General features: G+C 39.0%; 14 protein-coding genes. 8 read left to right on the top strand and 6 right to left on the bottom strand.

Annotated features, from left to right (window positions below; all coding sequences use genetic code 11):
* Positions 1–73: 73 nt before the first annotated feature.
* Both R2S57_RS04535 and R2S57_RS04540 read left to right on the top strand, forming a co-directional pair.
* A complete protein-coding gene (locus R2S57_RS04535) occupies positions 74–2,374 on the top strand; it encodes a histidine kinase dimerization/phosphoacceptor domain -containing protein (protein ID WP_316843921.1) in 2,301 nt (766 codons plus the stop codon).
* A gap of 10 nt (positions 2,375–2,384) precedes the next feature.
* Entirely contained in the window at positions 2,385–4,343 is a 1,959-nt protein-coding gene (locus R2S57_RS04540; RefSeq protein ID WP_316843922.1) for a sigma 54-interacting transcriptional regulator, read from the top strand.
* Here R2S57_RS04540 and R2S57_RS04545 read toward each other — a convergent pair.
* Both R2S57_RS04545 and R2S57_RS04550 read right to left on the bottom strand, forming a co-directional pair.
* Positions 4,340–4,711, bottom strand: a complete 372-nt coding sequence (locus R2S57_RS04545) for a hypothetical protein (RefSeq protein ID WP_316843923.1) — start codon at positions 4,709–4,711, stop codon at positions 4,340–4,342. The two genes, R2S57_RS04540 and R2S57_RS04545, sit on opposite strands and share 4 nt — an antisense overlap.
* A gap of 7 nt (positions 4,712–4,718) precedes the next feature.
* Positions 4,719–5,000, bottom strand: a complete 282-nt coding sequence (locus R2S57_RS04550) for a hypothetical protein (RefSeq protein ID WP_316843924.1) — start codon at positions 4,998–5,000, stop codon at positions 4,719–4,721.
* A gap of 334 nt (positions 5,001–5,334) precedes the next feature.
* Here R2S57_RS04550 and R2S57_RS04555 point away from each other — a divergent pair, with 334 nt between their 5' ends.
* The gene (locus R2S57_RS04555) at positions 5,335–6,705 is read left to right on the top strand and encodes an alginate export family protein (RefSeq protein WP_316843925.1); all 1,371 of its coding nucleotides are present in this window, start codon (positions 5,335–5,337) and stop codon (positions 6,703–6,705) included.
* 163 nt (positions 6,706–6,868) lie between these two features.
* Here R2S57_RS04555 and R2S57_RS04560 read toward each other — a convergent pair whose 3' ends face one another.
* Together R2S57_RS04560 and R2S57_RS04565 are read right to left on the bottom strand one after the other, a co-directional pair.
* Positions 6,869–8,818, bottom strand: coding sequence for a sigma 54-interacting response regulator (locus tag R2S57_RS04560; RefSeq protein WP_316843926.1), 1,950 nt, complete (start codon positions 8,816–8,818; stop codon positions 6,869–6,871).
* 4 nt (positions 8,819–8,822) lie between these two features.
* The gene (locus R2S57_RS04565; protein ID WP_316843927.1) at positions 8,823–8,966 is read right to left on the bottom strand and encodes a hypothetical protein; all 144 of its coding nucleotides are present in this window, start codon (positions 8,964–8,966) and stop codon (positions 8,823–8,825) included.
* Positions 8,967–9,449: 483 nt separating this feature from the next.
* Here R2S57_RS04565 and R2S57_RS04570 point away from each other — a divergent pair, with 483 nt between their 5' ends.
* The 3 genes from R2S57_RS04570 (at position 9,450) to R2S57_RS04580 (ending at position 14,671) form a co-directional block, all read left to right on the top strand.
* Positions 9,450–10,322, top strand: a complete 873-nt coding sequence (locus tag R2S57_RS04570) for an alpha/beta fold hydrolase (protein ID WP_316843928.1) — start codon at positions 9,450–9,452, stop codon at positions 10,320–10,322.
* A 186-nt stretch (positions 10,323–10,508) separates the two neighbouring features.
* The gene (locus R2S57_RS04575) at positions 10,509–12,812 is read left to right on the top strand and encodes a histidine kinase dimerization/phosphoacceptor domain -containing protein (protein WP_316843929.1); all 2,304 of its coding nucleotides are present in this window, start codon (positions 10,509–10,511) and stop codon (positions 12,810–12,812) included.
* 194 nt (positions 12,813–13,006) lie between these two features.
* Positions 13,007–14,671 (top strand): hypothetical protein, encoded by a 1,665-nt coding sequence (locus tag R2S57_RS04580; RefSeq protein ID WP_316843930.1) that lies wholly within the window; start codon positions 13,007–13,009, stop codon positions 14,669–14,671.
* A gap of 184 nt (positions 14,672–14,855) precedes the next feature.
* On the opposite strand, the gene R2S57_RS04585 is transcribed toward R2S57_RS04580, so the two are convergent.
* Both R2S57_RS04585 and R2S57_RS04590 read right to left on the bottom strand, forming a co-directional pair.
* Positions 14,856–15,296, bottom strand: coding sequence for a VOC family protein (locus R2S57_RS04585; protein WP_316843931.1), 441 nt, complete (start codon positions 15,294–15,296; stop codon positions 14,856–14,858).
* A 111-nt stretch (positions 15,297–15,407) separates the two neighbouring features.
* Positions 15,408–17,975: a TlpA disulfide reductase family protein gene (locus tag R2S57_RS04590; RefSeq protein WP_316843932.1), complete on the bottom strand. Its 2,568-nt coding sequence runs from the start codon at positions 17,973–17,975 to the stop codon at positions 15,408–15,410.
* 171 nt (positions 17,976–18,146) lie between these two features.
* On the opposite strand from R2S57_RS04590, the gene R2S57_RS04595 reads away from it, so the two are divergent.
* Together R2S57_RS04595 and R2S57_RS04600 are read left to right on the top strand one after the other, a co-directional pair.
* Positions 18,147–18,449, top strand: a complete 303-nt coding sequence (locus R2S57_RS04595) for a hypothetical protein (protein ID WP_316843933.1) — start codon at positions 18,147–18,149, stop codon at positions 18,447–18,449.
* On the top strand, positions 18,446–18,607 hold the full coding sequence (locus R2S57_RS04600) for a hypothetical protein (protein WP_316843934.1): 162 nt from the start codon (positions 18,446–18,448) through the stop codon (positions 18,605–18,607). Before R2S57_RS04595 ends, R2S57_RS04600 begins: the two co-directional genes overlap by 4 nt.
* The last annotated feature ends 550 nt before the right edge of the window (positions 18,608–19,157 follow it).

Below are 19,157 nucleotides of genomic sequence, written 5' to 3' on the forward strand. Positions count from 1 at the left end.
TGCTTGCTGTGAGTGTATTACTTTTTAGGAGTTGGAATTGTAGATGCTTGCTGTTGAGCATAATAAAGGGAATATGATTGGTAAAAAAGAGAGGAGTTTATATGGATGTGCTGTTTTATTATCCTGTTTTTTGTGGGTACTGGGATATCATGCACTGGCTCAGGCACCAGAGGTTAAAGTACTGAGCGCGCGATTACAGAAAAGTAAGTCAGATAGTACCCGTATTTCTATTTTACTGCAATTAAGTGATTATTATAACAATATACCCAAGCCTTTGCCTCATATCGCCAAGGCATTGGCCTATGCTGGTGCAGCCGAAAAATTAAGTCTTTCGCTTGCCGATAAACGGGGCCTAGGGAGCAGTTATGTAGCGCTGGCAAAAGCCTTTCGCAATCGAAAAGACAGTATTCGGGCAAAAGATTACTTATCCCAGGCAGAAAAGGTATTTGTCGATAATAAATTCTTTAGAGAGGCTGCGGAGGCTGTTTTGAATATGGAAGAACTTTACCAATATTTTGGCGGCACTGACCTGAAGATCAGGATTGCTTATTATAAGCAGGCGCTCGTATTATTTAAACAATCGGCGGCAAGACACAGGGAGGAAGCCACTTTAAAGGTATTAGGCGATTTTTATTATGTTCAGGCTAACTATCCCCAATCGATCCTGTATTTAAAAGAGGCCTTAACTTTAGTTAAATATGTTAAGGTAATAGATAAGGAAAGTCTTTATGATTTACTGGGCAGTGTATACTCAGCGATGGGTAACCTCGATAAAGGGTTGGAATATGGTTTGTTGGCGATAAAAATGACAGAAGAAAGCAAGGATACCACCATGCAGGCTTGTGCAGTTTACAACCGTGTGGGCATAACCTATTATTATATGAAACAGTTCGACCGCGCGCGAATGTTTTATAAAAAATCGCTCAGTATAGCTGTAAAAAACAAGGATATGCCCACTCAAATAAACTTATATGTCAATATTGCGGGCACTTTGATCAGTACCGGACGGACGATCGAATGTATTGCCATGTTAAAAAAGGTGGAAAAAAAATATTCACCAACAATAAAGGCTGAAAATATCGGAGTGTATTACACTTTGCTGAAATGTTATATCAAGTTGAAAAAATTTGATGAAGCCAGGACTTACCTAAATTGGGTGGAAGCTTTTAGCCATAAAATTGATCAGAATGACAATTCCCAGCAAGAAATTCAAAGTATTTTAACGGAATATTATGTAGCAACGGTACAAGATAAACCGGCACGTATGCATTTGGCATTTGTAAAGAGACTGGCCAAAGCGCATCATAATCCGGTTGCATTAGCCATTGCCTATCGGCACGAATCTCAGCTGGATTCTGCTGAAAGCAATTATGCAGGCGCATATAGAAATTATAAAAAAGCCTGCGTGATCAAAGATTCGCTTTACAATGAAAGAAGAAGTAAACAGCTTGCTCAGCTCGAGATTCAGTTCGAAACAGAAAAAAAAGATCAGCAGTTAGCCGTTAAAAACGACCGTATCAAACTATTGAGCAACCAGGCGCAGCTACAACAAATAAATCTTGAACAGGAGAGGACCACCCAGAAATTAATTATTGGTGGGGCATTATTACTATTCGTGATGTTGGGACTAAGCTATAACAGTTACAGTTTAAAACAAAAGATCAATCGCCAGTTAAGAGCCCAGCGCAAAGAAATTGATGATAAAAACGGGTCATTAACCGAACTGGTTTATCAAAAAGACAACCTTTTGGCAGAAAAAGAATGGTTGATGAAAGAAATTCACCATCGGGTAAAAAATAACCTGCAGATTGTAATCAGCCTGCTCAACATACAGTCTAGCTATCTGGACAACGATATTGCTTATAATGCTATCCGCGAAAGCCAGCACAGGATGCAATCCATCTCCCTGATTCATCAAAAACTATATCAATCTGAAAACCTCGCGCTGGTTGAAATTGATGCTTACATTTTGGACCTGGTTGCCTATCTCCGCGACAGTTTCGATACGGGCTCCCGTATTGTATTTGAAATGGATATTGCTCATGCCGAGTTAGATGTAACACGTGCGGTACCCTTAGGTTTAATATTGAATGAAGCCATTACCAATTCGATCAAATATGCCTTCCCCAATCATAAAGAAGGAAAAATTAGCATTACCTTAAAAAAAGTGACTGAAAATTCATTTGTGCTTAGTATTCACGACAATGGGGTGGGGATCGAGGCCAAAACTGAGATTAGTAAGGGTAAGTCGTTAGGGATGAGTTTGATGCGGGGGCTTAGTAAACAACTGGGCGGGAAGCTGAACATTGAAAGCAGCAACGGACTAACTGTAACCGTTGAATTTATAAATGAAATAATCGTAAAAGTAGTTTAACCAAGTTGTGATGAGTAAAAAAATACTAATTGTTGAAGACGAATTTATTGTAGCCAATGATTTATCAATCATTTTAGAAAATGCCGGATATGAAGTTTGTGGCATTGCCGATTCGGTAGAAGAAGCCAGAGAAATGATCGGTAAATATCAACCTGAACTGGTTTTATTGGATATCCATTTAAAGGGCCTGTTAACCGGTATTGATCTGGCTAAGGAACTGGCTGAGCAAAATATTGCCTTTGTGTACTTATCGGCAAATTCCAATCAAAAAATACTGGAAGAAGCCAAATCCACAAGTCCTTATGGCTTTATGGTTAAACCCTTCAGAGAGAAAGATGTACTGGTGAGCCTGGAAGTTGCACAATATCTGCACGAACAAAATATGTTGGTGCGCAAAAACAGTGAGATGCTTTTGCAGGGGACTTTAATGGATATCATCACCGATACAGGTACCTGGACACAGAAACTGTTGAAAATTGCCAAACTTTTGCAGCCGCACATTCCTTTCGATTATCTGGCCATTGGCATGAAAAACATGGATAGCCTGCCTTACCGGGGGAGTGGTTTTTTACGTCTGGGCTTTAACGAATATCAGTGCATAGGTTTCGAGGAGTTACTCAATATCGCTGGCCTTAAAAAACAGGAGTTGTTAAAAATACAGGAGCCTACTCCAGACGATAGCCAAACAACATATAATAACGAAATCGATTTTATTACCATCTGCAAACAAAATCCTGAAAAAAGCCTGGTTAACAAAGTGTTTAAGATGATGTCGAATTTAACGCTGTTTATCCCAGTTGAAGGGCATAATGGTTTTACAGTTTCATTTTACAGCAGGAAGAACGACACCTATAACAGCCGTCATCTGGCACTCACAAAACGTTTGCAGAAACCTATGATGAATGCCATCGATGGGGTTTTACATACAGGCACAGGGCATGAAGAAGTTGCTCAAACAATTCCTGTTCAACAGGTGGTTAAAAATAAAGTGGAGAAACCTGTTGCAAAGCATGGTTTTGAAGGCATCATCGGCAACAGCCATTTACTGCTCACCGCTTTAGATCACCTTACATTAGTTGCTCCTATGGATACCTCGGTATTGATTTTAGGTGAGAGTGGTACGGGTAAAGAGAGATTTGCCAAATCAATCCATGCAATGTCTGCACGAAAAAATAAACCAATGGTAACCGTTAATTGTGCCGCATTACCAACCCACTTGATTGAGTCTGAATTATTCGGTCATGAAAAAGGTGCGTTTACAGGAGCGGTTGACCGGCGCATTGGTAAATTTGAGCAAGCCAATGGTGGAACGATCTTTTTGGATGAGATTGGTGAATTGCCGCTAGAATCGCAGGCAAAACTGCTGCGGGTTTTACAGGAGAAAGAAATTGAAAGACTTGGCGGACGGGAAACTTTAAAAGTAGATGTGCGGATCATTGCAGCCACCAATTGTAACCTCGAAAAGGAAGTTTCGGCAGGTAAATTCCGACTAGACCTATATTATCGGTTAAATATTTTTCCCATATTATTGCCATCTCTTAGAGAGCGGAAAGAAGATTTGCCAGAACTTGCAGCATTTTTCGTAAAGAGATATGGGGAGAAGGCTGGTAAACCTGGTATCTCATTATCGGCTCAGGCGCTTGATGAACTTGCGGCCTACCATTGGCCGGGTAATGTTCGGGAGTTGGAACACCTGATTGAGCGGAGTGTATTGCTAAACAGGGGATTGTTGATCGATCATATTGTGATGCCAAACAAAATAACAGATACAGAAGTGCCTGTTGAAAGCACCAGGATCAAATCAATTGATGATAATGAACGGGATTATATCTTATCGGTATTGAAAAAATGCAATGGCCGCATTTCAGGACCCGGAGGCGCTGCCGAATTACTTGAAGTACCCTCTACCACGCTCAATTCCAAAATGAAACGTTTAGGGATTACCCGAAAGCATGTTACCGGTTATTAATCTGGCCACTCCATGGCCTCAGCAAAAACTGATGTAAATTCGTGAACAAACAGTGCACAAAAGAGCAATGTTTTTGTTTTAACCGGGCCCGTAACGGATAAACCTGTATAAAGGCATTGAAATTTACCCAACACGGCATGCCGATCGGCTAAGTCCATTCTTCCCCAGATAGCATAGGCCATTTTGATCTGGGGAAGTTCGGGGCTGTGCTCGTTACAGCAGTTTAAAATCTGTAATTCTGTTTCAGAACCATCAGTTACCAGGTATTTACAGATGGTATCATTGATGAATATATTGGTAAGGCAATTAGCCAGCAGATTTCGCAACTGAGTAGATTCCGCCTGAGTAAGTATCGGTTGTCTTTTCATCCGGCATTCAGTTGTGGAGTGGTAAAATTCCGTTCATGATCAATAATCCCCGGCAACCTACCTGCGTTTCTATCGTATGGATATACTGGAAAGTATGCGTAAGGTTATCGAAACTGCAGTCCACTAAATTAATTCGGAGATCGACCAGGGCAAAACTTTCTCCATTTTGAACGCATTGCAGTTTTTCAGGAGTGATTGATAAAAAATCGTCTGTATATCCTTTTTGATGCAGACTGATTACCCAATTGGTGATTGTGGGGTTAAGTTTCTTTAATGATTGTGTTTTCATGATCTTTTTTAGCAATCATTTCAATTTACATTCCATTTTTATAATTAATTGATTATGTGTTATTTATAGTTGTTTTGGTTTCCGAAACGAAACGTTATATCGCAAATTTATATCAGTGGTTAACGACATAAAGTGAATTGTATTAGTTTGATCGCTGAGTAATTTTTACTGCTTATTTGTGCAATAACGCTATATCATAAAAAAACCGTAAAAAACTCCGAAATAAAGCAATTGGAATATATGTTTTTTAGGTAAGGTGCTATTAATTAGTTTGTTGTGGTGGTGGCATAAGTGTTGGCAATGAATCGTAAACCGAATTAAATTCATTACGATTATGAAAACCCTTGTATTTTTACTCTTCATCTTTGCTTCTTGTACTGGGATGGCACAGGAAGTTCCATTTAAACAATTGCGTTACGATGAGAACTATGCGTATCTGGCCCAGGATACTTCAGTGAACTGGTACCATAAGCTCAAATTCAATCCTGTATCAACAGATAAATCAACCTACTTTAGTTTTGGCGGAGAGGTGCGTTATCAGTATTTTTATTTTAAAAACCAGGATTGGGGCGAAGCACCTCAAGATCGTGACGGATTTATATTGAGCCGATACTTGGGGCATGTCGATTTTCATGCAGGCAAACACTTCCGCACTTTTGTTCAGTTGCAGAGCAGTATGGCCAGTGGCCAGGAGGAGGCACCTTCGCCGGTAGATCAAAATCCTTTAGATCTGCATCAGGCCTTTGTAGAATATACTGGCCAGCTGAACAACAAACAGAACATCACTTTAAGGGTAGGCCGCCAGGAATTATCATACGGGTCGCAAAGATTGGTTGCGGTGCGTGAAGCACCAAATAACCGCCAGTCTTTCGATGCTGCAAAGATAATATACGGCAATAAAAACTATAAACTTGATTTCTTTTATTCGCATTATGTTCCGGCAAAATCAAATATTTTTGATGACAGTTTTAGCGACGCTACCCAGTTTTGGGGAGCTTACGGTGTATTTACGAAAATTCCTTTTATTAAAAATTTAGACCTGTATTATCTGGGGCTACATAAAAAAACTGCGGCATATGATGATGGAAAAGGTGCTGAAACACGGCATTCAGTAGGCGCACGAGTATGGGAAACCACACCTGCCTGGCAATATGATGTTGAAGGGCTCTATCAGTTTGGTGATCTTGAAGCCAGTAAGATTTCAGCCTGGACAATGTCTGCAAATATATCCTACACCTTATATCAGCACAAATTCAAACCGCAGATCGGTTTAAAAACAGAAGTGATCAGCGGAGATAAAAATAATGCTGATGGCAGATTAAATACCTTTAATCCATTATTCCCTAAAGGTGCGTATTTTGGATTGGCTGCATTGATAGGGCCTTACAACTTGACTGATGTACACCCATATGTACAATTTAACCTGTCGAAGAAACTGGTGTTTGCAGCAGACTACGATCTGTTTTGGCGTATGGACCGAAATGATGGACTTTATGCTGTAAACGGCAAACTGCTCTATGCCGGTAAAGCAGGAAATTCAAAGGTTATTGGGCGTCAGTTGGGTGGTGCTTTAGAATTTACGGCGAACAGGTACTTGTTTTTCAGACAGGAATTAACCTGGTTCGATGCGGGCGATTATTTAAAAGAAGCTGGGCCGGGCAAGGATATTTTAATGGTTGGTACGACGGTTACGTTTAAATTTTAAGGGATATCGAAAGGAGGTATCGGGAGAGAAATTTTTAGCATGGTCCAAAGATATCTCTTCCGAAGGAGCACCTTTAGCGCACTGCGGTCGAAATGACAGCCTGCTTATACCTTTATTAACCCAATAAATGTTTTGATAAAAAACTAACCGCTACTACTGACTGTTAAGCACCAAAATCCTTACGTATACCCAGTTTTTTCATTTTAGAATTTAGGGTGGTAGGCGGTAGGTTTAATAAGTTGGCTGCTCCACCTTCACCCCAGATTTTACCATTACATCTTTTCAGTGCGGCGAGGATATGCGCGCGCTCGCCTTCACTCATGGTCGTTACACTTGCTTCGGTAGGCATAGCAGAAACAGGTTGTTCCAATTGGGTAGGGAGTACCATGCTGTTGATCATATCATCTCTGGTGAGTAAAACATTTCTTTCGATTAAATTTTCGAGTTCACGGATATTGCCAGGCCAATGGTATTGCTTCATATGGTCTAAAACCTGTGGCGTGATTCCTCTTATCGTTTTGCCGATTTTGCGCGAATAAATATTCAGGAAATGAACTGCCAGGTCGGCAATATCTTCTTTGCGTTCGCGAAGTGGCGGCATCAGTATCGGAAACACGTTTATGCGGTAAAAAAGATCGAGTCTGAAACGTCCTTCTGCTACTTCTTTATCCAAATTCCTGTTGGTTGCCGCAATGATACGAACATCGGTTTTAATGGTTACGCGGCCACCGATACGTTCGATTTCCTTTTCCTGCAGTACCCGTAATAATTTAGATTGCGATTCCAATGGAAGTTCGCCGATTTCATCCAAGAAAATGGTGCCTGTATGTGCTTGTTCAAAACGGCCAATCTTGCGCTCGTGTGCTCCGGTAAAAGCACCTTTTTCGTGACCAAACAACTCTGAATCGATCAGAGAGCTGGGCAGTGCCGCGCAATTGATCCTGATAAAAGGTTTGTCTTTACGAAGCGATAGCGAATGAATACGTTCGGCAATCTTTTCTTTTCCTGTACCACTCTCCCCTAAAATCAATACCGAAGAGTCCGATTTTGACACCTGAACCACATGGTCAAAAACGGTTAAAAGCAAGTGACTACTGCCAATAATGCCAGCAAAGGGATTAGCTTGTTCAATAGTTGTTTTTTGATGTTTTACCGTGTAGCTGCTCACCTCGTTCACCAAAGGGCTGCTAGGGGCATGCAACATGCCTTCCATAAATGTTGTTAATAGTGGCTGTAAGCGGTTGCACAGTACCAAATGATCGGCCTGGTAGGCATCTGGCCTACGGCTGTAAAAATTAAAATAACACTGTTTCCCTTCACCTAAAGGGATTGGAAATGACAGGTGAGAGTTGAGCTTGTATCTCTCGGTATACAATTTTTTTAACGACGGTTTTTCCAGTAATGTACCAAGTTCATTTTCATCATACCATGTAGCCATCTGATGAGTCGTATCATTTGCCTTTAATCTGGCTAATTCGTGCTGTTTTCGGTTCGTAATCACCATCAATTCTGCGCAGCCAATTAACTGGTACTCATCAAAACCTATCCTCGAGAAGCAAAGTTCATAAAAACTGCTTTCGTCCTCTTGCTTTGTTCCTAACGATAAGAATTCGAAGGGAATGTAAGGTTGAAGGGTTTTGGAGATTTCTAAAATTTTAAGTTCCCAATTCAAGGCTGAGGCCAATATTTCTGCAGCTTTTTTTTGCAATACCGCATTTTGCCGCATTCCGTTTTCCAGGTGGTTTTCGTGCCGGTAAACTGCAATATCAAGCGCTATAAGTACATCCTTTTCGCGGAAAGGTTTAACCACAAATCCATAAGGGTTGGTTACCTTTGCTGCCTCCAATACTTTTTGGTTAGAATTAGCTGAGATGTAAATAAATGGCATATTCATTTCCGTTAAACGATGGGCCAGATCGATTCCGGTAAGCTTACCTTTTAAATAAATGTCGAGCAATACAAATTCGGGTTCGAATTCGGCAATCATGTCAAGCGCTTCTTTAACACTATCGGCAATGCCACAGACTTCATAACCTGCAGTTTTTAGGATGTTAACCAAGACATCAGCAATGATAAATTCGTCCTCAACTACGAGGATCTTTTTTTTCTTCATAATGCTAATTAAGTTCAGTTTTGCTTTCAAAACCTCCAGGCAGTCGCCTGCAAAGTTCTTGTGCATCTTTGGTAATCTGGTATTGGATATTGGAAAGTGTGGCAGTTAAATACAAATGTAAGGTCGCGAAAACGTAATTGCTGGTCATTCTTTTAATCATTAATCGTAACAATAATCTCTGATAAGCTGGTGAAATGCTGGACTAAGACATAAATTTTTACTACTGGTCATTCACAAATCCGGCCACAAACCTGAGAAACAAGTATTCCTTCTTTAATTAGGCTAAAGATAGGATTTGAATATCTTTTTTATTTATTCATTTTCTAATTTATGATCAGACAGATTGCGCAACGGTATTCCGTTGTTTTTGCAACGATATATCGTTGCGTTAGATGGTTAATGAGGCAAATTACCCGTTATTTTATTCCGGAGCATGTACGGTCTGCTGCTTAAGAATTCCATTGGATTTATTAAATATCATGAACTGTTGACGATATAAAGTAGTATTATTTAATGTTTTTGGTGTATTGTGTTGAATGTTAGTGTTTTGTGTAATTGGACTGTATTTGGGTAATCATAAGGTGACTCATCAAAGATTAATAACTGAGGCATTTAAATCAAAAATAAAGTTATGAAAACACCTGAAAAAAAGATGATTGCTTTGGTACAACCTACCAGGAGATTATCAAAGAATGGACCGTACACCGTCGCTAAAATGTTGATGGCCTGTGTGATGGTATTGGTATTTTGTTTTACCGGCTGTTCCAAGGAACAGAATAATACTGGAAAAACGTTTGTGTTGGTGCATGGGGCCTGGCAATCGGCATACGTTTGGTCGGATGTAAAGGCTGAGCTGGAAAAAAAGGGAAATAAAGTTGTCGTTGTAGACTTGCCTGCACATGGAGCAGACCAAACACCAGCTTCCTCGGTATCCATCATTAATTATCGTGATAAAATTATCTCTATGATAGAAAAGCTAACAGGAAAAGTGATCCTGGTAGGGCACAGTATGGGTGGGGTGGTGGTATCTGCAGTGGCAGAACAAATTCCCGAACGCATAGAAAAACTGGTATTTATAGGTGCATTTGTTCCGCAGAACGGCCAGTCGCTTCTTGACCTGGCATTTCAGGATAAAAGTTCGTTATTAGGACCAAATCTAATTCCCTCTTCAGATCAGCTTACTTTGGATGTGAATAAAGCTAAACTTACCGATATTTTTTGCCAGGATGCCACCGAAACCATGAAAAAACTGGTTATTACGAATTATAAGCCCGAACCCGCCATTCCTTTTGGGGATAAGATTAAACTTACTTCTACAGCCTTTGGAGCGGTTGCAAAATATTATGTTTTTACCGGTAAGGATCAGGCCATAAGTTTGGAACTCCAAAAACAGATGGCCAATGCAGCAGGTATTACCAATACTTATACTGTTGATACCGGCCATTCACCTTTTCTCTCCATGCCTGAAAGGGTATCTGAAATATTTATTGAAATCTCCAGGTAATCCCTGAAAAAAATGGGTCTATATAGGCCCATTTTTTATGACCAATAAAGGGCAAAATATCTGTTTCCCTCTTTTACTGAATAAATAATGGTATGGTAGCGTATTTCATCTGGATTTTCGCTGATGAATTATAAAGACAATGATTATATTCTCTGTAAATTTAGCTGTCATTAAAAAGATATTCCCTTGCCAAAAATATTAGCTGGTTTCGATACCACAATTCGTTTTATATTGCTCCTTACGGCGCTTAATATATGCAGTTTTGCTGCGTACGGGCAATTTACTTTACCGCTGAACAGAAAAGAAGCCGCCTTAACAAAAAAGGCACTTCAGGGGGAGCTGTCGGATTCGGTTAGGATTGAGCTGGTTTGGAACCTTGGTAAATATCAGATGCTCAATAAACCCGGCAATTACAAAATTAACCTCGATAGCGCCATGTTGTACTTCAAATATGCGCTGAAGTTAGTTGATTCGCTCAAGATGAAGGCCAATTTTAGATATGAGTGCATGTGCCGGATAGGAGAGGTATACTTTTTGAAAAAAGAAGTTGCAGCAGGAAAATCAATTTATAAACAGATTATCAGTGAATACCAGCGGCTTGGTGATCAAAAGCGTGAGGCACGCACGTGGTTTAGAATGGGCATAAAATTAAAAAACGGAGAACCGAGGGACCCCGAGATTCCTTATTATTTGAAAAAGACCCTTGTCATGTATACTGAATTAAAACAGTGGAAAGAAGTTGGGGATGTGATGATGGAAAAAGGCATTTACAATAAAGAGAACCTTGGCAATATCGCTGGCAATCTGGATAGCGCAGAAAATCAATTCATTCAAGCAATCAAATTATATCAAAAAGCTGGCTATCATGACCATAACCTTTCTTTAACCTACTATAATCTTTCGGTTATATATAGGAATATGGGTAAACTTGATCAAAGTTTAGCCAATAGTTTTGCCAGTATCAGGAGTGCCAATGCGATAGGAGATACCACTACTGTGGGCACAGTTCCATACTATGGTCAGTTGGGGCTTATCTATACCGATCTGGGTAATTTTAACAAATCAGCAGAAAATTATCGGAAGGCCATTACGCTGGCTTTGAAAAACAGGGATAAAGATAAGGCTTTAGATATTACTTATAATTATCTGAATGAACTGGTGAGGTCGTTGATTTCAGGAGGCAAGGCTAAGGAGGCAGCAGCAGTTTCGCGCAGGCTGATGAAACAATACCCACCGGCAGATACGCTTCAATATGGCTTAGCCGCCGAAATCAGAGGTAGGTGTTTTGAAGCATTTAAACAATATCCGGATGCAGAAAGGTCATTTCTGTCGATGATTGATTTTTACCGTAAAAGTGCTTCATTGGAAACCTGGGGATACAAGGTGTTGAGTTCGTTTTATTTGAAGCAAAATAAATATGCATTGGCCAGGAAAGCACTGCGGGATCAATACAATCACCTTCCTATAAATACCATGGCTTTTTCGACACTGATTGATGACGAACTGTCTTATTTCAAGATAGATTCTGCAGAAGGTAATTTGAGTTCTGCTATTGCCCATTTAAAGCGGTATAAAGCATTGAGCGACTCTGCCTTTAATGTGACCAAAAGTAATCAACTGGCCAGGCTCAATATCCAGTATGAAATTGAAAAAAAAGAAAATGATATTATTATATTAAAAAAAGATGCCCAGTTGGAACGGGAGAAGACTTCTAAAGCCTATGTGATCCGGAATCTAACATTGGGTGCAATCATAGCACTGGCTTTTTTTATGACCTTATTATACAGGTCGTACCTCGCAAACCAACGCAAAAACAATGCGCTCAATATATTAGTAGATGATAAGGATCAGCTCCTGGAGCAAAAGGAATGGTTATTAAAAGAAGTTCATCATAGGGTGAAAAACAACCTTCAGATTGTGATGGGACTGCTTCAGAGCCAATCGGTCTTTATTAAAAATAAGGAAGCATTGCGGGCCATACGAAATAGTGAAAACAGGATGCATTCCGTAGCCCTCATCCATCAAAAACTCTATCAGTCTGATAGCCCCGGTTTTATTAATATGGCTGAATATATTGATGAACTGATCAATTATGTGAAGGATAGTTTTGATTTAGGTAACCGTATACATTTTAAAAAGCATGTCGTTTTTGATCATTTAAATGTAAATCAGGCCTTGCCTCTGGGGTTGATCATGAATGAGGCCATTACCAATACCATAAAATATGCATTTATGGATAATGCCTATGGTACGGTAACGATTTCTTTTTTGCGAATGGCCGATGGCTTTCATTGTTTAAAAATTCAGGATGATGGTTCGGGCTTTCCACCGGATTTAGATCCCCTGGCCAATAATTCTATGGGAATGAATCTGATGCGGGGCTTGAGTAAACAGATTGGAGGAGAACTTAGTATTGAAAGTGCTGAAGGCACATCTGTATGCGTTACATTTAAAATGGATAATTTAATTGACCCTATTCTAAATGAGTAAGCGATAATAGAAAACCATTATGAGTTTAATTAGATTAACATATATACTGAAAATCTTTTTTTTAGCTCCTGGAATTATTTAGGTTTACCTTTCGAACTGACCGGCGCGTTTGTTTTTTTCGTTAACCTCATACAGATGCAATGGTTTCCGCGGAGATCTTTCTTAATTTATTAATCAGCACATTACAAAATATAATGCAAAATAAAAACAAAATCCAGCTACTCACTATCGGTCTGATGCTTTTGGTCACACTGTCTTCGTTTAATAGTCTGATCCGCAAGCAGCGCGATACTCCTCCCAAAAATGAACGGAAGATCGTGAACATCGTAAATTTTATCCGGCTACTCGAGCCCAGAGACGCCCAGATTATCCAGGATGTGCTTTATCAAACGGTGGTGAGCCAGGTTGAAATCATGAAAAAGTACAATCTACCGGGTACTTTTCTTCTCCAATATGATGCCCTGATGGATCCCCGATATCAAAAACTATTGTCCTCGCTTCCCAAAGCATCGTTCGAAATTGGTGCATGGTGGGAACTTCCACAGCCACTGATCGAAAAGGCAGGTATAAAATGGCGGGGAAAATACGCCTGGGACTGGCATTCGGATATTGGTTTTTCTGTAGGATACACTCCCGCAGAGCGCGAAAAGATTATCGACGTTTATTTTGCCGATTTTAAAAAGATATTTGGGTATTATCCTAAATCGGTCGCTTCATGGGTGATTGATGCACATTCACTAAATTATATGTACGATAAATACAAAATCATAGCATCGGCAAATTGCAAAGATCAGGTGGGGACTGATGGTTTTACATTGTGGGGCGGATATTGGAACCAGGCCTATTACCCAAGCCGCGTTAATGCATACATGCCCGCACAGCATGCCGAAAAACAGCTTCCAGTCCCGGTTTTTAGGTTGCTTGGTAGCGACCCGATCAGGCAATATGCAGATGGAAGTACCGTAACGACCCTGGAGCCCGTATATGGGCATGCGGGAGGTAATCTCCAATGGATTAACTGGTTTTTTCAGACTTTTTCTAACGATCCATCACTTGGTTTTAATTACACACAGGCAGGTCAGGAAAATTCGTTTACCTGGGACGCCATGAAAAAAGGGCTGGAAATACAGATGCCAATCATTGCCCAGCTCAGGGAACAGGGCAAGGTTCAGGTAGAAACCATGTCGCAGTCTGGCCAGTGGTTTAAGAAAAATTATAAGGTAACCCCGGCAACAACTTTTACAGTGACCAAAGATTTGGGGAATAGCGATAAAAAAACGATATGGTACAATAGCCGGTTCTACAGAATCAATCTGCTCTGGGAAAAAGGGAGCCTGCGCATCACAGATATCCATTTATTTAATGAGACCGTTCCAGATAAATACCTGAATGCGGTAACCACCACCAACCAAAGTTTTTTTTATACGCTTCCTGTGGTAGATGGTTTTTTATGGGGCAAAGCGGGTAACCCGGCAGGTCTTCTGTTGATGGACAATACTGGAGGGCAGGAGCAAGCCATAAAAGGTGGCGATCCAATATTCACAAATCAGGGCAAAAGCACCGCACATATTTCGTGGCCTGTTTCAAACGGGAGTTTTGAGATCGATCTTAAAGAAAAGTCGGTTGTGGTAAGGTTAAAAGGCAAGCCCCAGGCAAGCTGGTTTCTCGATTTCAATGCAACAAATCCACATCAATTACCATTAACCGATATTCTGGCAGACCATATGAACTATGTTTTCGACAATCATGCTTATCAATTGGTGGCTGCGAAAGGTAGTTTTGAAAAACCATCAAATGGTAGTGTTTTTCGTGTAAAACCACAGGGTGACGCATTGATTCTTAAGATGACAGATCAGTAGAAGATTAATGATGATGCGTATAAACCACAAAACCCATTATTGTGGGTTTTGTGGTTTGTAGACCGGGAGAGATTCCAATTGAACAATTGATGTATCTTTTTACCTTTAAAGTTCAGTTTTACATGTAAATACTTGACTTCATGTATTGGATTTGGCAGCATATCAGGAGCTAATACTTTCTAGCTTAAATTTGCCCGTTATCATTTGGATCAAATTCAACGATCCATTCAATCCCATATTTATCTCTAAACATTCCGGCGTAGGTACCCCATGGACTGTCGCCAATAGGTCCCTCAATCGTTCCGCCTGCGGATAGCCCGTTAAATACTTTATCTGCTTCCTCCCGACTTTCAGCACTTATTGATATTTTAGACCTGTTTTCGTTTTCATTTACCCGTCCCATAAATTCGGGAACATCATTGGCTATCAATACATTGTGTTTGCCTATGGGCAGGGAAATGTGCATGATTTTATTTGCCTCATTTTCTGGCACTTGAAAATCATCGCTTGCTAAGTCTTTGAAACGAATAATTTTGGTGAATTTTCCGCCAAAAACTGACTGGTAAAAATTGAATGCTTCTTCAGCATTTCCATTGAAGTTGATCCAGGGATTGATTGTTCTCATCAGTTTATTTTTATTTTTTTCTGTTTACGTTATTCGATATTCCCGTTGTGAATGTAATAAACATTTCTCTCATGCAGAAAGGTACTATTATTTAGATAGTGGTAATGTGATTTACTTCTCCGTTTTACTATCTAAAAGTTTATCTATAGCGGCAACCAATACTTTATTATCGCTCGGTCGTGGTGGTTTCATCGTGTTGATGTTACCATCCCGATCAATCAAAATGTAGGTTGGAAAACTGGTAATGGATAACCTGTTTTCCAGTATGCTTTGCTGTTCGCTAGGTAATCGGTAATGCACGGCATTTTCTCCGGTAAGCTTGTTTTCATTTATTATATTTTTCCAGCTTTCTTCGGGCGAGTTATTGGCGAAATACATAAAAATTACGTCTTTGCCTTTAAGCGCGTCTTTAACGTCTTTAACATAAGGCATTTCTCCTTTGCATGGGCCACACCAGGTACCCCAGAAATCAACATAAATGACCTTGCCTTTGTACGGCCTGATTAACGCTGCAAATATAGAATCTGCATTTTTTGAAGATTTTAAATGATCTGTCCTTTTTAAACTCTCTACATATTCAGGGGCAACCTTCGCCAGTTTTAAATACGACTCCTGCATATTACTTAAGCGGTTGCGATAAATACTGTTTTTAATATTTGACATAGAAAGCTTAAAAACATCATCTGGCATAGAAGCACTATGACTATTAAAAAAGCCATAAGTATTAAGTGCAAAATAAAGATCCCTCAAATCCTCATCAGCAATGCTATTGGTAAACTTTAAATAATTTTGCTGCGACACTAACATCAATTTTTTATTCGCAGCATTATTGATCTCTTCAAAATGGCTTTTTCTAAACGATGAGGCTAATTCCATTTGAGCTTTAGGCATTCTTTTGAGCGGAGATTTCCGCTCTTTCGACTCGTTAAATCTATTTATTTTTACTTCGGTGAGTAAAGCCTCTCTTTGCGCTGGTGTAGTATCGAAACTATTATTCAATACCATTTCTTCTATCACGTCATTCCATTTTACAGATGAAGTATCACGGTCCCTTAAATACGAAAAAAGATCATTTTTAAAAAAAACGAATTCCCTGATCAGGGTAAATGGTTTCGGAGGTGTGTTTTTATAGAGTGTGTCTTTTAAAAAACTGATATAGGCTTCGGGAAACCGGTAATGATCAGTACTATCTAAATGATACATACGCTGTATTAATGGATAACCAACTTCATATTTGTTAAATTCAGGCACAAAATATTTAAATTTATTACTGGCTTTTGGGTTATTGGTTAAGTAGTTATCAAAAGTTTGTATCGATTTTTTATATTCTGCCCTATTAATATTCAGAAATTCTAAGGTTTTACTAGATGTTTTTTTTCTCCATTCTTCATCCGTTATTCTAAAAGGGGCGTAGAAACTGTAGTTAACCATTTCATTGTGAAAATTGGCATGATTGCCCATGGTTAGTTTTTGTTTGGCTTGAGCATCTTCAAAATAGAAATATCGTTCACCAGGTTCTAATACATCCCAACGGCCAGAGCCTGTACGGTCCCAATCTAACACAACAGAAGTGGTATTTAATACTGGCACCTTTACTTCGAAAAAGCCATTGCTATCGAGGTCACCATAATATTTTAAATCTTTTTCGGTCAAAACATCTCTTAAAATGACAGAAAAAGGCTGATTGGAGGAAGGATTTCTTAGGTAGCCGGAGATGATTGCAGTATCTACTTTACTGAAGTGATTATTTGAAAAAGAGCTGGTATCCTGTGTTTTAGCAGGCTTTAGATTATGCTTGTACAGATAAACATTTTTCGTTCCTTCGCTGTCGGTCAATTGTGCTACGCTATCGTTTTTAATGTTAATTTGAACATTTCTTTCTTTACCCTTGCCTAAAAGTTGAAGACTAATGTTGTTTCCTTTTTTTGATAACTTTTGATAGGTGTACGCTTCCTGATTATAAATGGCGAAGTCTTGAAAAAAGCCATATTGCCATTCGTTGGTTTCCTCATTTATCCAATTGCCAAGAAAAGCATAAATCAATGGATTACTGGCCTTTTTTTCATAAATCATTTCGCCATCAACGTTATTCACTTTTAAGGTATTTGGCTGTTTTACAATATAAACCATTTTATAGGTTTTCTGATCCTTCACCAATAAGCGGTATTCCTTTTCCAGATAGCTGCCAGCCCAAAGTATATTCCACTTTTTGCCGTTTTGTTGAAGCTTAAATTGTTTGGTTATTGAAAAGTTATTCTGCTGTTTGGCCGGATAAATCCAGCTTTGCTTTAAAGTTGGCGGTATATTTTTAGCTCCGAAAAACTTGATATCGGGGTCGGTTTCTTGCCAGCTACATATTTTTTCATTTTGCCAATGACCATACTTTAGTGAGGCCTTATTGTTGCCAAGTTTCTTGATTTCTAATGTTAATGGGGCTTTTCGCTCACTGGTAAGCCATACTTTGTAAATGCCGTCCTTTTCTTTCAGGCTGTCTACCTTACACATTTCATAGAAATGTTCTACATAGTCACCGCCGATTAATGTGCCGTTCCAATCGCCTTTATTATTAACCTGAAAACTCCAGAAGCCTTGTAATTGTTTAGGGATAATTGATTTTGAAAAAGCTGAAGAAATAAGGAATTGCACAAGCAAAACCAGTAAAAGTGAGCGTTTATTCATGAGGTATATTTGGATTAGATGATTTGAAGATAGTGTTTTCTTTTAATTTTTAAAACTCCTATCTTCCTATGGGATAAAAGGAACCGAAGTATTTTTAAATATACTTTCACCAAAGCGACGCAAAACCCTTTTAGTGAAACATACAAATTAAACCCATATTTTAGATTTAATATGAGAGGATTCGAAATTTTTCATAATGAGAAAAAAATAGTTATAGGCGTAAACAGTGGAATTATCATTGTTAGTTGTTCAACCGATAATCTTCAGGTAACTGGTTTTGATGATGATCAATTTACAAGGGTAGAATGGCTAGATGTCTCATTGAATACTAACGACTCCATACGGATTGTTGCATCTGAAAATATTGCAGAAAGTGCTGAGCCGTGTTTTACGGAAGCGCGTGATCGCCAAAGTTTATTAAATATATACCTAGCTATGAAAAATGACTTGTTAGTTGAGGGATTATTGAAATGAAAGGATTAGAAATTGTTTTTAGAGGTAAAAAGAATGCGATTGCTTTAAGCCCAGAGGCTGGTCATGTAGCTCTTGTAATTCATTATGGAATGGGTAAATTTGAAATCGAATTAAGTCACCTTGACAGAAACGACATCTGTTTGTACCTGGGCGGATAATCGTATGCTGATCAGCAGTATGCCAAGTGCTATCTTAAATATTTTCATGGTAATGATTCGTTGTTTTCATATTTTATACCCAAAGTCGGATTTCGCCTTTGGCATTTACAATATTCATGTTTAGGCAAATTTAAAAGGTGACCTAATTTAGTTTAAAATCAGCAAATCATATGTGTTTTCGTAAATACTCATGCAGGAGGCCTGCTACAAGTATATCAATTTGAGTTTTGAAGATTGATTATAAAGTAAAACCCACAATATAAATTTGTTTTTTATAAACCCTTGGAGACATCCCTGTTATTTTCTTAAACGATTTGGAAAAAAAAGAGAGAGTAGCTTTAATAAAGCTGTACAACCTATTCTCCATCCATATTGCCTGTATTTTCGATCTCAAGTTTCACTGATAGCTGTTCCTTTGTGCCAGTCGATATATGCTTCACCGGTAGATTGTTATTTGTGAAAGTAGAACGATTTAGTCGTTGTCTCATTATTTTGGAAGTTTGCACGTTTTGGTTTTTTTAATGTACAAATTGATATTAATTATCAAAAT

This window comes from Pedobacter psychrodurus (assembly GCF_032678585.1).
GTDB classification, from domain to species: Bacteria; Bacteroidota; Bacteroidia; order Sphingobacteriales; family Sphingobacteriaceae; genus Pedobacter; species Pedobacter psychrodurus_A.

Bases quoted from the DNA above. Each gene is read 5' to 3' on its own strand.
- R2S57_RS04535 (WP_316843921.1), top strand. From the start codon at position 74: ATGATTGGTAAAAAAGAGAGGAGTTTATATGGATGTGCTGTTTTATTA.
- R2S57_RS04570 (WP_316843928.1), top strand. From the start codon at position 9,450: ATGAAAACACCTGAAAAAAAGATGATTGCTTTGGTACAACCTACCAGG.
- R2S57_RS04595 (WP_316843933.1), top strand. From the start codon at position 18,147: ATGAGAGGATTCGAAATTTTTCATAATGAGAAAAAAATAGTTATAGGC.
- R2S57_RS04560 (WP_316843926.1), bottom strand. From the start codon at position 8,818: ATGAAGAAAAAAAAGATCCTCGTAGTTGAGGACGAATTTATCATTGCT.
- R2S57_RS04580 (WP_316843930.1), top strand. From the start codon at position 13,007: ATGCAAAATAAAAACAAAATCCAGCTACTCACTATCGGTCTGATGCTT.
- R2S57_RS04540 (WP_316843922.1), top strand. From the start codon at position 2,385: ATGAGTAAAAAAATACTAATTGTTGAAGACGAATTTATTGTAGCCAAT.
- R2S57_RS04600 (WP_316843934.1), top strand. From the start codon at position 18,446: ATGAAAGGATTAGAAATTGTTTTTAGAGGTAAAAAGAATGCGATTGCT.
- R2S57_RS04585 (WP_316843931.1), bottom strand. From the start codon at position 15,296: ATGAGAACAATCAATCCCTGGATCAACTTCAATGGAAATGCTGAAGAA.
- R2S57_RS04545 (WP_316843923.1), bottom strand. From the start codon at position 4,711: ATGAAAAGACAACCGATACTTACTCAGGCGGAATCTACTCAGTTGCGA.
- R2S57_RS04590 (WP_316843932.1), bottom strand. From the start codon at position 17,975: ATGAATAAACGCTCACTTTTACTGGTTTTGCTTGTGCAATTCCTTATT.
- R2S57_RS04555 (WP_316843925.1), top strand. From the start codon at position 5,335: ATGAAAACCCTTGTATTTTTACTCTTCATCTTTGCTTCTTGTACTGGG.
- R2S57_RS04565 (WP_316843927.1), bottom strand. From the start codon at position 8,966: ATGACCAGCAATTACGTTTTCGCGACCTTACATTTGTATTTAACTGCC.
- R2S57_RS04550 (WP_316843924.1), bottom strand. From the start codon at position 5,000: ATGAAAACACAATCATTAAAGAAACTTAACCCCACAATCACCAATTGG.